This is a genomic window from Cobetia sp. PDI-23MA, assembly GCF_059507735.1.
In genome coordinates, this window is record NZ_CM183352.1 from 1,972,515 (window position 1) to 1,987,093 (window position 14,579).

At 60.8% G+C, this 14,579-nt stretch carries 9 protein-coding genes; 3 read left to right on the forward strand and 6 right to left on the reverse strand.

All coding sequences use genetic code 11. The features are described 5' to 3' along the window. Nucleotides 1-147 precede the first annotated feature (147 nt). The 6 genes from AC5WNJ_RS08395 to can all read right to left on the reverse strand — a co-directional run bounded on the left by AC5WNJ_RS08395 (nucleotide 148) and on the right by can (nucleotide 7,954). Nucleotides 148-1,227, reverse strand: a complete 1,080-nt coding sequence (locus AC5WNJ_RS08395; RefSeq protein ID WP_495931009.1) for an ABC transporter ATP-binding protein — start codon at nucleotides 1,225-1,227, stop codon at nucleotides 148-150. Next, complete coding sequence (locus AC5WNJ_RS08400) at nucleotides 1,224-2,276, reverse strand: ABC transporter ATP-binding protein (protein ID WP_495931010.1); 1,053 nt, start codon at nucleotides 2,274-2,276, stop codon at nucleotides 1,224-1,226. The genes AC5WNJ_RS08395 and AC5WNJ_RS08400 overlap by 4 nt, the downstream gene beginning before the upstream one ends. 20 nt (nucleotides 2,277-2,296) lie before the next feature. After that, the gene (locus AC5WNJ_RS08405; RefSeq protein WP_052384673.1) at nucleotides 2,297-3,280 is read right to left on the reverse strand and encodes an ABC transporter permease; all 984 of its coding nucleotides are present in this window, start codon (nucleotides 3,278-3,280) and stop codon (nucleotides 2,297-2,299) included. Then, on the reverse strand, nucleotides 3,277-4,323 hold the full coding sequence (locus AC5WNJ_RS08410) for an ABC transporter permease (RefSeq protein WP_175088773.1): 1,047 nt from the start codon (nucleotides 4,321-4,323) through the stop codon (nucleotides 3,277-3,279). The genes AC5WNJ_RS08405 and AC5WNJ_RS08410 overlap by 4 nt, the downstream gene beginning before the upstream one ends. A gap of 325 nt (nucleotides 4,324-4,648) precedes the next feature. Further along, nucleotides 4,649-6,244 (reverse strand): ABC transporter substrate-binding protein, encoded by a 1,596-nt coding sequence (locus AC5WNJ_RS08415; RefSeq protein ID WP_495931011.1) that lies wholly within the window; start codon nucleotides 6,242-6,244, stop codon nucleotides 4,649-4,651. Between the two features lie 1,056 nt (nucleotides 6,245-7,300). Next, entirely contained in the window at nucleotides 7,301-7,954 is a 654-nt protein-coding gene (gene can / locus AC5WNJ_RS08420; RefSeq protein ID WP_043334249.1) for a carbonate dehydratase, read from the reverse strand. A 396-nt stretch (nucleotides 7,955-8,350) separates the two neighbouring features. On the opposite strand from can, the gene gorA reads away from it, so the two are divergent. The 3 genes from gorA (at nucleotide 8,351) to AC5WNJ_RS08435 (ending at nucleotide 14,350) form a co-directional block, all read left to right on the forward strand. After that, complete coding sequence (gene gorA / locus AC5WNJ_RS08425) at nucleotides 8,351-9,739, forward strand: glutathione-disulfide reductase (protein WP_285460843.1); 1,389 nt, start codon at nucleotides 8,351-8,353, stop codon at nucleotides 9,737-9,739. Between the two features lie 535 nt (nucleotides 9,740-10,274). Next, complete coding sequence (locus AC5WNJ_RS08430) at nucleotides 10,275-11,258, forward strand: TAXI family TRAP transporter solute-binding subunit (RefSeq protein ID WP_253064046.1); 984 nt, start codon at nucleotides 10,275-10,277, stop codon at nucleotides 11,256-11,258. A 509-nt stretch (nucleotides 11,259-11,767) separates the two neighbouring features. Then, on the forward strand, nucleotides 11,768-14,350 hold the full coding sequence (locus AC5WNJ_RS08435) for a TRAP transporter permease (RefSeq protein ID WP_495931012.1): 2,583 nt from the start codon (nucleotides 11,768-11,770) through the stop codon (nucleotides 14,348-14,350). The last annotated feature ends 229 nt before the right edge of the window (nucleotides 14,351-14,579 follow it).

Genomic DNA, 14,579 nt, shown 5'->3' on the forward strand with positions numbered 1-14,579 from the left:
GCGAGATGCAATCGTCAATGAGGGCAAGACGCAAGGTTGCCGATGACAATGGCAACCTTGCGCGGTCTTTCCTTGCTTGAGGCCGGAAACACAATGATCGATGGCGCCCATTACATCGCCGTCACCACTTTCGTCACTGCCATCCCATCAGTCGATGCGGCCTTCCTCCACGGCGTGGCAGGCGACCTGACCGGTGTCCGTGGCGATCAGGCGCGGAATCTCCGTGCGGCAACGCTGATTGGCATGCGGACAACGGCCATGGAAGACACAGCCCGAAGGCAGATTGACCGGCGTCGGCACCTCGCCCTCGAGGCGAATGTGATTGGGTTTGTCGTCATGCAGGCGCGGGATCGCCGACATCAGCGCCTGGGTATAGGGGTGACGCGGACGGGCGAACAGTGAACGGGTGTCCGCCAGCTCGCACAGCGTGCCCAGATACATCACCGCAACGCGGGTGCCGAAGTGCTCGACCACGGCCAGATCATGGGTGATGAACAGATACGTCAGGTTGCGTTGCTCCTGCGCCTCCATCATCAGGTTGAGCACCTGGGCCTGGATCGACACGTCCAGCGCCGAGATCGGCTCATCGGCGACGATGAATTCCGGGTCCACCGCCAGTGCGCGCGCGATCGAGATACGCTGACGCTGCCCGCCGGAGAATTCATGGGCGAAGCGCTTGCCCCAGTCGGGGTCAATGCCCACCGAGCGCATGACCTCCTCGATCTTGTCACGGATCTCGCCATCCTTGAGGTTCGGCTGATGGAAGCGCAGCGGCTCCTCCAGGGTCTGCTGGATGGTCATACGTGGATTCAGCGACGCATAGGGATTCTGGAAGATCATCTGCATGCGACGACGGTAGGGCAGCAGGTCCCGCGGGGCCATGTCATCGATGCGGGTACCGTCAAAACGGATCTCTCCACCGCTGGGCTTGAGAAGCCCCATCACGGTCCGTGCGACCGTCGACTTGCCACAGCCGGATTCCCCGACCACGCACAGCGCCTCACCGCGCTTGACATCCAGCGTGACGCCATTGATGGCGTGCACATATTCCTGCTTGCGACGCAGGCGTCCCTTCTCGAAGGTCAGCTGCTCGAGGAAGTCGCCGGACAACGAGAAGCGCTTCTCGAGATCACGGATTTCCACCAGGGTTTCGCCAAGCTCGGCGCTATCCACACGGGTGGATGCCTGGGAGGAGGACTGAGCGTCCTTCAGAATTGCCGCGCTCATGCGTTCACCTCCGTGCGGTGGCTGTCAGTGGGTGTGGTGCCATTGCCGTTGGCATCGGAGATGATCGGGGTCCAGCGCTCGCCGGCCACCATGGCATCGACCATATGGCAGGCCACCTTGCAGTTGCCGGAATGGGCAAAGGCCGGCACTTTCTCGAGGCAGACATTCGCCGCGAAATCACAGCGCGGATTGAAGGCGCAACCGGCCGGAATCTTGGTCAGGGTCGGCATCGAGCCACGAATCTGGTTCAGACGGCTGCCCGGAGTGGCCATCTGGGGCAGGGCGTTGATCAGCCCCTGGGTGTAGGGGTGCTGAGCATCATTGATGATCTCGCGGGTCGGACCCTGTTCGATGACACGCCCGGCATACATCACCAGGGTGCGCTGGGTGACCTGGCTGACCACCCCCAGATCGTGGGTGATCAGGATCAGCCCGACGTTGTGCTTCTCGCACAGCAGCAGCAACAGCTCCATGATCTCGGCCTGGATGGTCACATCCAGTGCGGTGGTCGGCTCATCGGCGACGATGATGTCCGGGTCCAGCAGCAGCGCGATGGCGATGATGATGCGCTGTCGCATGCCACCGGACAGCTCATGGGGGTACTGATCCAGGCGCTTCTCCGGTGAGGGAATGAAGACCTGATTGAGCTTGTGCAGGGCGATGGCGCGCGCATCCTTGCGGGAGATGCGACGGTGCGCCTTCAGACACTCGATCATCTGCTCGCCGATGGTCAACACCGGGTTGAGCGTCATCATCGGGTCCTGGAAGATCATCGAGATGCGGTTGCCGCGAATCGACTGCATCGCCTTGGGCTTGAGGGTGTTGAGCACTTCCCCATCGAACTTGATTTCGCCGCCGGCGATGTAGCCCGGCTTGGCGATCAGATTCAGGATGGTGAAGGCCGCGACCGACTTGCCGGCCCCCGACTCACCGACGATCCCCAGCCGTTCACCGCGTTCCAGGGTGAAACTGACGTCGCGCAGGGCGCGCACCTCACCGCCTCGCATGGCGAAGCGGACGTCGAGATTGTTGACTTCAAGTAGTGCCATTGTCTTGACTCCTCTCGGCTTCAGCCCTTGTAGAGACGCGGGTTCATGACATCACGTAGCCAGTCGCCCAGCAGGTTGATGACCAGGACCAGCACGATCAGTACGCCACCGGGGATCAGCGTGATCCACCAGCTACCCGACTGCAGATAGTCGAAGCCAGACTTGATCAGTGACCCCAGCGACGGCTGGGTCTCCGGCATGCCAAGACCGAGGAAGGACAGCGCCGCCTCCGAGATGATCGCGTTGGCGATCTGCACCGTGGAGATGACGAAGATCGGCGACAGGGTGTTGGGCAGGATGTGACGGAACATGATGCGACGGGAGCGGAAGCCCATCACCCGCGCGGCATCGACGTATTCCTTGTTCTTCTCCGCCAGCACCGAGGCGCGGACGGTACGCGCATACTGCGGCCATTCCGCCAGCCCGATGATCAGGATCAACAGGATCAGCGCGTAGTCCGAGAAGGCGGCGCCACCGAAGGTCGCCTTGATGATGGCACCCACCACGATGGCCACCATCAGGGTCGAGAACGATAGCTGGATATCGGCCATGCGCATCAGGAAGGCATCGATACGCCCGCCCAGATAGCCCGCCAGCAGCCCGAAGGTCACGCCGAGCAGCGCCTGCAGGATGACCGCGCCGAAGCCGATCAGCAGTGACACGCGCGTGCCGTAGAGAATGGTGGAGAGCAGATCTCGCCCCTGGGCATCGGTGCCCAGCAGGAAGGCCGGATCACCGCCCGCCATCCACGCCGGCGGCAGCTCCGAGTTCATGATGTCGATACTGGCCAGGTCATAGGGGTCAGCCGGAGCGATCCACGGCGCGAGGAAGGCCCCGAGCACCATGGCGATGAACACCAGCAGACAGGCCTGAGCCATCCAGTCACGCTTGAAGCTGTAGACCAGATAGGACTCGCGGAAACGCTGCCAACGGCCGGGGACCACGATGGAACTGGTCTTCGGGGTGACGGGCGCGTTGCTCGATTGGGTGTTGGATTGGCTCATGCCGGTTTCCCCGCAAGCTTGACGGTGGGGTTGACCAGTCCGTAGATCAGATCGACGAGGGTATTGGTGATCACGAAGATCACGCCGACCATCATCAGATAGGCCACGATCAGCGGGATGTCGGAGCGGGTGATGGCCTCGAGGAACATCAGGCCCATGCCCGGCCACTGGAAGACGGTCTCGGTCAGGATGGTGTAGGCCACCATGGTGCCGATCTGCACGCCGCCGACGGTGATCACCGGCAACATGGTGTTCTTCAGTGCGTGCAGGAAGTAGATACGCTTGAGGCCGATGCCCTTGGCGCGCGCGAACTTGATGTAGTCCGACTGCAGCACTTCCATCATCTCGGCACGAATCAGGCGGATGAACAGCGGCAGCATGATCGAGGCCAGCGAGATGGCCGGCAGCACCAGGTGCCAGAGGCCATCGGCGGTGAAGAAGCCGCTCGACCAGGTGCCCGCGACGTGCACCAGCTCACCACGTCCGTAGGAGGGCATGCCGCCATCGGTGGAAAGCATGCCGTTCAGGACACTGCCCCAGGTGGTGTCGCTGGGGAACCAGTCCACCGTCACGCCGATCGCGAACAGCTGGATCAACACGATGGCGGTCAGGAAGACCGGCACCGAGATACCGATGATCGAGGTGCCCATGAACAGGCGGGACAGCCAGTTTCGTGGACGGATCGCTGCGAACACCCCGATGGGGGCAGACAGCAGGATGATGATCAGGCTCGAGGCCATCACCAGTTCCAGCGTGGCTGGCAGGTGCTTGAGAATCACCTCGGTCGCCGGCTGTTTGTAGAAATACGAGGTGCCGAGGTCCCCTTGCAGGGCATTGCCGGCAAAACGCAGATATTGGGTGATGAAGGGGTCGTTGAGGCCCATTTCATCGCGCATGACTTCACGCTGGGCTTCCGACACGGCCTGGCCGGTCATCTCGCGCAGCGGATCGCCCAGGTTGTCCTGGATGGCGAAGCTGATGATGCTGATCACGAACATGACCAGTACGGCGTGCATCAGGCGTTTGATCAGAAAGGCAATCATGGATCGCCACCTTCCTCGTGAACATCACGGTCTCGCGCGTGTCGGCCCTGGCCATGCTGACCGATCACGCTGGGTGTCAGGTATCCCGCCTGTCGCTGGCCTGACACTGGGCACAGGCTCCCCAACCCATCACCGAGAGGCGATGACCAAAGGGGAAGAACAGGCGAGGGTAAGTCGTCGCGTTCAGGTCAGCAGGGCAACCAGAGAGTTCGCTTTGGCTATCTCCGGTTGCCTGACTTGCCTATCGCAAGGGGTTCGTGGCCAGAAACATGGCACTGAACGATGCAAGGCGGTTCAGTGTCTGTCCCTCACTCACGCGGCGGGATCACTCCTGGTCGATGACCAGATCCCCCAGGTACGGGAAGTTCATCACGTTGAGGACCGGCTCGATGTTGACGCCATCACGCGCCCCCCAGGCCAGGTTCTGCCAGTGCAGCGGCACGAAACCGGCGTCGTCGTAGACGGCCTTCTCGGCGGCCTGCAGCATCTTGGCGCGCTTGTCGGTATCGGTCTCCAGGTTGGCCTCGGTGACCATCTTGTCGACGTCCGGGTTGCAGTAGTTGCCTGAGTTGTACTGGCCGACACCGCTGTCGGCGTCCGGGCAGAAGGTCAGGAATTCGAAGAAGTTTGCACTGTCTTCGGTATCCGAGTGCCAGCCGATCATCATCATGTCAGCCGCACGCGCATCGAACTCCGGCCAGTACTGGGCCTTGGGCAGGGTCTTCAGATCGACCTTGATATTGATCCTGGCCAGCATCGAGGCCACGGCCTGGGCGATCTTGGCGTCGTTCACATAGCGGTTGTTGGGCGCCATCATGCTGATCTCGAAGCCATCCTCGTAGCCGGCTTCCTTCATCAGCTCCTTGGCCTTGGCCACGTCATAGCGCGGCGTCAGCTCGGGGTTGTGGCCCTGATAGCCATCCGGGGACATCTGGGCGGCGGGCGTCGCGAAGCCTTTCATCAGCTTCTGGGCGATGCCTTCCTGATTGATGGCGTAGTTGACGGCCTGACGGACGCGCTTGTCCTTGAAGGCTTCGACACGCTCCTGGTTCATCTGGAAGGTGATGATGCGGGTGCCGCCCATCTCGACCAGATGCACGCCGTCCTGCTTGCGAATGCGTTCCAGATCGGTCGGCGGTACCGGCGCGATGAAGTCCATGTCGCCGGAGAGCAGCGCCGCGACGCGCGTGGCGTTTTCCTTGATCGGGGTCAGCACGATGTCATCGACGTTGCCCGGGGATTCGGTGTCCCAGTAATCCTCGAAACGCTCGAAACTGATCTTCACGCCCTGTTGGCGGTCGGTAACCTTGTAGGGGCCGGTACCGGATTCATTGCGCGAGGCGAAGGTGTTGGCGGCCTTGGCGATCTCGTCCTTGGCCTTGCCGTCTTCGGTCTCACCGGTATAGAAGGCGCTGTCCATCGGGAAGATGTAGGTGGCGGCATTCAGCACCAGCGGGAAGGGCTTCTCGGTCACCAGGTCCACGGTGTAGTCATCGACGGCCTTGACCTCGGTGAAGGGCGCAAAGATTGCCTTGAAGTCGGCACTCTTCTTGAGGCGCTCGATGGTCCAGACCACATCCTTGGCGGAGAAGTCATTGCCGGAGTGGAACTTGACACCTTCGCGCAGGTGGAAGCGCATGGTGTTGTCATCGACACGCTCCCAGCTCTTGGCCAGGCGGCCATCGAAGCCGAGATCCTTGTTCCAGCGAATCAGCGGGTCGTACACCATGTGCGACAGCTGCAGGGTGCCGCCGGAGAGCTGTTCGTGGATATCGAGGGTCACGGGGTCAGCGTCGTAGGCCATGCGCAGGGTGACGTCTTCGGCCATTGCCGGAGCCGCCATGGCCAATGTCGCGCTGCCGATCAGCGCGCACAGGGTCTTCTTGTGGAAGAGGGTCTGGAAGGCATTCTGACGGGTCATGAGCTTCCCTTTGCTTGTGATGTTTGGTTGTTCTTGTGGGCTCTCTTCGCGTTGTCCCTGTCAGGACATCACGCAAGGATGCGCTTTCACAGTAGTGAGGCTGGCTGCATGGAGACAATCGAAATGTTGAGTAGCCGGATTCAGGTGGTGAATAGCCTTTTCCTCGCGGCGCAACGTCATCCAGGCTGGTGCAAGGTTTGGCAGGGATGAAGTGACACCCCGGATGTCACACGGCGTTGTCATTTTTCACCTCGATAACGACGTGAGCTGCGCGCGCTTTCTGCCAAGGCTATACGGGGCGATTCAGCAATGCCACGTGCAAGGAAAGCCACCGTGACACTGGCCTGCCTCGTTCATTCTTCAAGCCTTCAAGATAATTAAATTACAATAGAATTAGTCACTTGGGCCTGGCGCAATAATCGAGGACTGGAAAGTTTTTCGTAGACGGTACGGCCGTGATGTGTGTCAGTTCCGTCAGCCGACAGCGCCTGGTTGAGAGACATTGCATACGCTGAATACTGCCAACCAGGCTTCACGCCACCTAGCGATAAACAAATGCCATCAACGGCAGAAAAGCCGCCAGGGTACGCAGTGATTTTTCAATGAGTGCAGCCTCTGCACTTGATTGGTGCGCATGGCGTTCTGCGACCAAAGTTGCGCCTCTGAGGCCCTCCACGAAGGCCTGCGAGGCCGATCCTGCGCTGTAAAATTCACAAACGGTGCGCTGAAAGCACGTGAAAGACTTCCCAGCGCAGATGATCGCTAGCCCTGATCCCATTCAATAGACGCCAAGCCATAGGGTGATCGGAACATTGCAAGTCAGCACATTGGAGATCAGGCCGACAGGCGCCAGGGCAGTCGCCGCTGACAAGCACTCGCGATCAAGCACTGGCACGGGGAGGAGCGTTTGAGGTAAGGCGACTGAGAGCCAGTCTTGAAAAGAGGCAGGCCTGAAACGCGACGCGCCTCCCGAATGGGAGGCGCGTTGGAGGCACTGCTGACGATTCTACCGGTACCCTGCGGCATCGGCAGCTGGATCAGGTCAGGCTGGCCTGCTCAGTCCTGCTGGGGCAAAGGCTCGATGCGGTCCACGCGATACAGCTGCGGCACCTGTGACAGATTGCTGATGGTGCAATCGAGGTTGTTCACTCGACCATCGGAAAGGCCGTAGACCCAGCCGTGCACTTCCAGCTTCTGACCGCGCTCCCAAGCACGCTGCAGGATCTTGGTTCTGGCCAGGTTCTGCACCTGAGAGCGGACATTGAGTTCGCACATGCGGTCGACCTGCTCATCCAGCGGTAGGTCCTTGAGCTCGTCATAGTGCAGGTTGTAGAGCTCACGCAGGGTGTGAAGCCAGTAGTCGACCATGCCATTGTCACCGCCGGTGATCGAGGCACGCACGCCACCACAACCGTAATGGCCGACGATCATGATGTGCTCGACCTTCAGGACATCGACGGCGTACTGGATCACCGACAACGCGTTCATGTCGTTGTAGTGGATCAGGTTGGCGACATTGCGATGAACGAAGACTTCGCCGGGCGGCAGGTCGATGATCTGGTTGGCCGGTACGCGGGAATCCGAGCAGCCGATCCACAGAAAGTCAGGATTCTGCTGGTCCGAGAGGCGCTTGAAGAACTCAGGGTCGCGCTCGGTCATGGATTCAGCCCAGACCTTGTTTTGCTCAAGCAGCTTTTCGATATTGCTCATGGCAGGGAGACCACTTTTTCAAATGACGGGGGCAGGGATAGTTCTCACACAGAGGCGTTGGCCGTGATGCCTCTCGGGCGGAGAGCCTCTTGGCTCAGGCCAACAGGCAGGCATTCACTTCAGCGTCAGGAAGACATCAGAGCGCTGATGCGACGAGCGACAGTGTTAAGAACAACAATGTTACGCGCCCGCGTAGCGCTTCGCCAATGACGGAACTTGCCCCTGTGCCAGCACGTTGTAACTTTTGTCTAACATGCTTGTGAGACATATTTACCGTGTCACAGGCCACAGGGTCAACCTGAAGGCCGAAACGCGGGTAACCGTGCCCAGCGACACGGGACTCCCGAGGCCGCACGAGTCCTGATACCATGTGGCCAATTCATCAAGGAGATTCCCGTGACCGATCAGACCCATCAGCCTGCGACAGGCCAGTTTGACTTCGACCTGTTCGTCATTGGTGCCGGTTCCGGCGGCGTTCGTGCCGCCCGGACCGCCGCCGCGACCGGCGCCCGCGTTGCCGTGGCAGAAGACCGCTACCTCGGCGGTACCTGTGTCAATGTCGGTTGCGTGCCCAAGAAGCTCTACTCCTACGCTGCCCACTACCATGACTCCTTCAAGGACAGCGCCGGCTTCGGTTGGGATCTGGGGGACGCCCCTCGCTTTGACTGGGCGACCCTGCGCGATCGCAAGACCGCCGAGATCTCTCGTCTGAACGGTATCTATCGCAATCTGCTCAACAATTCCGGCGCCACGCTGATCGAAGGCCGTGCCACCATCGCCGATGCCAACACCGTCGTCGTCAATGGCGAGCGCCACACCGCGGCCAAGATTCTGGTCGCCACCGGGGGCTGGCCGTTCCTGCCGGACTTCCCGGGTCGTGAACATGCGCTGGATTCCAACCGCATCTTCGATCTGGAAAGCTTCCCGAAGCGCTTCTTCGTCATCGGTGGTGGCTATATCGCCGTCGAGTTCGCCAGCATCTTCAATGGCCTGGGTGCCGAGACGCATCTGAGCTATCGCGGCGACCTGTTCCTGCGCGGCTTCGACAACGAAGTGCGCGAGTTCACGCGTGACGAGATGGCCAAGAAGGGCGTCAACCTGCACTTCAACACCACGGTCGAGTCCATCGACAAGCAGGGCGACGTCTACAGCGTGCGCCTGAGCGATGGCCAGGTGCTGGAAGTGGATTGCATCCTCGCCGCCACCGGGCGCAAGCCGAACATCGAAGGCCTGGGGCTCGAGAATGTCGATGTGGCGCTGAATGTCGATGGCACCGTACGCGTCAACGAGCGCTTCGAGACCACCACCCCATCCATTCTCGCGCTGGGTGACATCATCGGTGGCCCGGAACTGACGCCGGTGGCGCTTGAAGAGGCCATGCACCTGGTGCGTGCGCACTTCGGCGACGGTGTCGTGGGTGGCCTGGACTATGACAGCATCGCGACAGCGGTATTCTGTCATCCGAACATCGGTACCGTCGGCCTCAGCGAAGAAGCCGCGCGTGAGAAGTTCGACAGCATCCGCGTCTACACCGCCGATTTCCGTCCGCTCAAGCACACTCTATCCGGCAGCGATGAACGCAGCCTGATGAAGCTGATCGTCGATGATGCCAGCGACAAGGTTGTCGGCGTGCACATGGTCGGTGATGAAGCCGGTGAGATCATGCAAGGCATCGGCATCGCCGTGCGTGCCGGCCTGACCAAGGCCGACTTCGACCTGACCGTGGGCATTCACCCGACGGCAGCGGAAGAGTTCGTCACCATGCGCAGTGTCACGCGCACCTGACAAGCCAGTCGCCAAGACGGCTCAGCGAAAGGACTGAGCTTCGAAAAGACTGAACGTCGAAATAGAACATCGAAAACAGAACGCCCCACGGCCTTGCCGTGGGGCGTTTTTGCATGCGTCTTTTGCCTGCACCCTGACGCGAATGGACTGCAAAAGGGGAGTCATGGTTACTGAGTAACGTTGCAGGTTACACGGTCTGCAGCAGCCACTACTTGAATCCGTGCTGACAGTTGCACGCAATGAGGAAGCGGCAATCCTCTAGTGGCCATCTACACGTCGTTGCCTGCGCAGTTCACTGCCAACACCTACACCTTTCGTAGCACAAAGCATGACAAGCTGGTACTCGCGCACTTCAGCTATGCTAGTCTCAGTGCAGCGTTATGCACCTCAAATTACTGAAATATCAGCCATGTGGCAGTGGATAAGCCTGAAAATCGGCTTGTTTCACACACGAGAAAAGCAAGGGCCTGGCCGGTATCGAGGTGCATGACGGCAAGACCAATAACAAGCCAGCAAAGGGAGTTTCAACATGACCATGATCAAGAAGTCGCTGACAGCGGCGGTCGCGACCGCAGGTCTTGGCCTGATGGGGATCTCCGGAGGCGCCAGCGCCGCCGAGCAGACCTTCGTAACCATCGGCACCGGCGGTGTAACAGGCGTTTACTATCCGGCTGGTGGTGCAATCTGCCGCTTGGTCAACCGTGGCAAGGCCGAACATGGCATTCGCTGCAGCGTCGAATCCACGGGCGGTTCCGGCTACAACCTGAACAGCATCCGTACCGGCGAGCTGGACATGGGCGTTGCCCAGTCTGACGCGCATTACAATGCCTATGAAGGCAAGGGTGACTTCGAAGACTTCGGCCCGAACAAGGACCTGCGTTCACTGTTCTCCCTGCACCCGGAACCGTTCACTGTCGTCGCTCGCAAGGACAGCGGCGTGACTGAGTTCGACCAGCTGGAAGGCAAGCGCATGAACATCGGCAACCCGGGTTCCGGTCAGCGCTCGACCATCGACACTCTGCTGTCCTCGCAGGGCAAGGACACCAGCGTGTATTCCGTGGCCTCCGAACTCAAGGCCTCCGAGATGTCTTCTGCACTGTGTGACAACAAGATCGACGGTTACGTCTACGTCGTGGGTCACCCGTCCGGTTCCATCAAGGAAGCGACCACCACCTGTGACGCGAACATCGTCAATGTCACCGGCGACGCCGTCACCAAGCTGGTCGAAGAGAAGCCTTACTTCTCCGTCGCGACCATTCCGGGTGGCATGTACCGCGGCAACGATGACGACGTGACCACCTTCGGTGTCCGTGCCACCATCGTCTCCAGTACCGAAGTCGAAGACCGCGTCGCCTACGAAGTGGTCAAGGCCGTGTTCGACAACTTCGATCAGTTCCAGCGCCTGCACCCGGCGTTCCAGGTCCTGAAGAAGGAAGAGATGGTCAATGCTTCCCTGACGGCGCCGCTGCACGATGGCGCCAAGCAGTACTACAAGGAAGCTGGCCTGCTGAGCGAGTGATATGCCCTGTGCGCCTCGCCTGCGAGGCGCCGTGCATGAACGCTTACCCTGCGCTCAGGGAGCCGAGCGCAGGGAGCACAGGGAATTACCGGAGACCGCACTCGTTGCGGTCTCCGTGCTTGTGGTCTGCATTCCCGGGCGGCCACTCAGGTCGAGCAGGAAAGGGCCAAGCAGGAAAAGGCCGAGCAGGGAAAGCGCAGCAGAGACACCCGCCGTCAGCGCGCCGCCAGGACTTGCCTGCGAGTGGCAAGTGGCGTGACGGCAGCCGCAGCATGGACAAGCGTGACCAGGCAAGGTCTCACGCTCGTCACGAGCCTAGCTCACTGCCCGTTCAGGACATCGTTCAGGAAATTTACGCCCTGATCGGGTGAATCAATGGAAACATCTGTCAGGCCGGACATACTGAAGACGTAACCAGCTTGATAAGCATGTGGTTGAGCAGCGCCTTCTGGTCGAGCAAGAAGGTGAACTGTCAGCCATCGCCTGACTCGCGTACCGGATCACACAAAATGACCAAAACCCAAACTGCAGCAACGTCTCAGGCGCCAGACGCCGAGACGCATCATGATGCTGAAGTCCTCGAGATGCTGGAGTCGGAAACCGGCGGCCGTCATCCCGTGGGCTTCGTGGGCCGCCACTTCATGTGGCTGATTCCACTGGCATGGTCGTTGTTTCAGCTTTATCACGCCTCGCCGCTGTCACTGCTCAATTCCGACACCGCGCGCGCCGTGCATCTCTGTTTTGCCATCTCGCTGGCCTTCGTGGCGTACCCGGCCTACAAGGGTGCCCCCGCCAACCGCATTCCTCTCTATGACTGGGCATTGGCGATATTCGCCGTGGCGGGTGTCGCCTATGTGCTGATCTTCAGTGATGAGCTGGCACGCCGCGCTGGCGCCTATACCACCGTGGACCTGGTGTTCTCGGGGATCGGCCTGGTCCTGCTGCTGGAAGCCACGCGTCGCGCACTCGGGCCGCCACTGGCGGTCGTCGCCAGCGTCTTTCTGCTCTACAGCCTGTTCGGCGCCTACATGCCCGATGTCATCGCGCATGCCGGGGCCAGCCTCAACAAGCTGCTCGGCCACCAGTGGCTGACCACGGAAGGGGTTTTCGGAGTCGCGCTCGGCGTTTCCACCGACTTCGTGTTCCTGTTCGTGCTGTTCGGTGCCTTGCTGGAACGCGCAGGCGCCGGTAACTACTTCATCCGCATGGCCTTCTCCATGCTCGGCCACATGCGTGGCGGACCGGCCAAGGCCGCCGTCGTCGCCTCTGGCCTGTCCGGCATCATCTCCGGCTCCTCCATCGCCAACGTCGTCACCACCGGCACCTTCACCATCCCGCTGATGAAGAAGGTCGGGTTCCCGGCCACCAAGGCGGGCGCCGTGGAAGTGGCAGCGTCCACCAATGGCCAGCTGACGCCGCCGATCATGGGCGCCGCAGCCTTTCTGATGGTCGAATACGTCGGCATTCCTTACCTTGACGTCATCAAGCATGCCTTGCTGCCGGCATTGATCTCCTACATCGCTCTGATCTACATCGTGCACCTGGAAGCGTGCAAGGCCGGCATGGAAGGCCTCAAGCGCACCCAGAAGACCAACATGATCGCGACCTTGCTGACCTTCCTGACCGTCTTCATCGGCATGGGGATACTCACGCTGGTCGTCTACTACGGCATAGGCTGGATCAAGACCCTGGCGGGTGATGGCGCGGTCTGGATCGTGCTGCCGCTGCTGCTGGCCTCCTATGTGGCACTGATCGCTTATTCGGCACGCTTCCCGGAGCTCGGGGAAGGCGATATCGATGTACTGCCGCCGGTCGGCCCGACCGTCAAGGTCGGTCTCTACTTCCTGCTGCCGGTCGTGGTACTGGTGTGGTGCCTGACGGTTGAACGCATGTCACCGGGGCTGTCGGCCTTCTGGGCCGTGTTGTTCATGATCTTCATCACCGTGACCCAGCGTCCGCTGGTGGCCATCTTCCGCAAGCAAGGCAATGTCGGCGGCGCCGCACAACGCGGTGGCGAAGATCTCTTCCATGGCCTGGTGATCGGCGCCAAGAACATGATCGGTATCGGCGTGGCCACCGCGGCGGCAGGTATCGTCGTGGGCACCGTGACCCTGACTGGGCTGGGCCTCAAGATGACCGCCTTCGTCGAGTTCATCTCGGCCGGCAATCTGATGCTGATCCTGCTCTTCACCGCCGTGATCAGCCTGATCCTGGGCATGGGCCTGCCGACGACTGCCAACTACATCGTCGTCTCGACGCTGATGGCACCGGTCATCGTCAATCTGGGCGCGGAAAACGGCCTGATCGTGCCACTGATCGCCGTGCACCTGTTCGTGTTCTACTTCGGGATATTGGCCGATGACACGCCACCGGTGGGGCTAGCCGCCTTCGCGGCGGCCGCGATTGCCAAGGCAGACCCGATCAAGACCGGTATCCAGGGTTTCACCTACGATATCCGCACCGCGATCCTGCCGTTCATGTTCATCTTCAATACCAACCTGTTGCTGATGAACATCGACAGCTACTGGCACCTGGCGATCACGGTGGCCTCGGCCGTCGCGGCGATGCTGGTCTTCGCGGCGGCGACGCAAGGCTACTGGCTGACGCGTACGCGCTGGTACGAGACCATCGGCCTGCTGCTGATCACCTTCACGCTGTTCCGTCCGGGCTACTGGTGGGACATGATCTATCCGCCCACCACCATGGCCGCGCCGCAGCAGATTGAAGCGCTGATCGCCGAAGCGCCGGTGGACAGCAAGCTGCCGATTCACGTCTCGGGCATCAACCTGGATGGCGACGAGGTCTCCAAGACCGTGTTGCTGCCGGTTTCTGACGCCGAGAGTGGCGAAGCCCGCCTGACCGATGTCGGCCTGACGCTGGATATCAGCGACGAGCAGGTGCTGGTCAGCATGATCGAGTACGGCAGCGTGGCACAGCAGGCCGGCATCGATTTCGACTTCACCATCGATGGCATCCAGCAGAAAGCTGAGCGTCCGCCGAAGGAAATCGCCATGCTGCCGGCACTGGCATTGCTGTGGCTGATCGGCTTCCTGCAGGTACGTCGACGCCGTCAGCAACCCGCTGTTGCCTGACGCCTAAGCGCTTCCGCTCGACAAGGTAGCGTTTGAGCACCAACCCTCACGGCCGATGCCGTGAGGGGATAAACAAAAGCCGCCCCGAGATTCTCTGTGGGCGGCTTTTCATGCCTGAAGCGCTGGCGTTGAGTGCGGCGCGGCTTGCACTCTCGGCTGCAAGGTGATGCTGCTCAACATGATGTTGTCAGGCACCGGGCAAGAAGGCATTTCATGAGGGAGCCACAGT

Coding starts and splice junctions, on each gene's coding strand:
- AC5WNJ_RS08400 (WP_495931010.1), bottom strand. CDS start 2,276: ATGGCACTACTTGAAGTCAACAATCTCGACGTCCGCTTCGCCATGCGA.
- AC5WNJ_RS08435 (WP_495931012.1), top strand. CDS start 11,768: ATGACCAAAACCCAAACTGCAGCAACGTCTCAGGCGCCAGACGCCGAG.
- AC5WNJ_RS08430 (WP_253064046.1), top strand. CDS start 10,275: ATGATCAAGAAGTCGCTGACAGCGGCGGTCGCGACCGCAGGTCTTGGC.
- AC5WNJ_RS08415 (WP_495931011.1), bottom strand. CDS start 6,244: ATGACCCGTCAGAATGCCTTCCAGACCCTCTTCCACAAGAAGACCCTG.
- AC5WNJ_RS08410 (WP_175088773.1), bottom strand. CDS start 4,323: ATGATTGCCTTTCTGATCAAACGCCTGATGCACGCCGTACTGGTCATG.
- can (WP_043334249.1), bottom strand. CDS start 7,954: ATGAGCAATATCGAAAAGCTGCTTGAGCAAAACAAGGTCTGGGCTGAA.
- AC5WNJ_RS08395 (WP_495931009.1), bottom strand. CDS start 1,227: ATGAGCGCGGCAATTCTGAAGGACGCTCAGTCCTCCTCCCAGGCATCC.
- AC5WNJ_RS08405 (WP_052384673.1), bottom strand. CDS start 3,280: ATGAGCCAATCCAACACCCAATCGAGCAACGCGCCCGTCACCCCGAAG.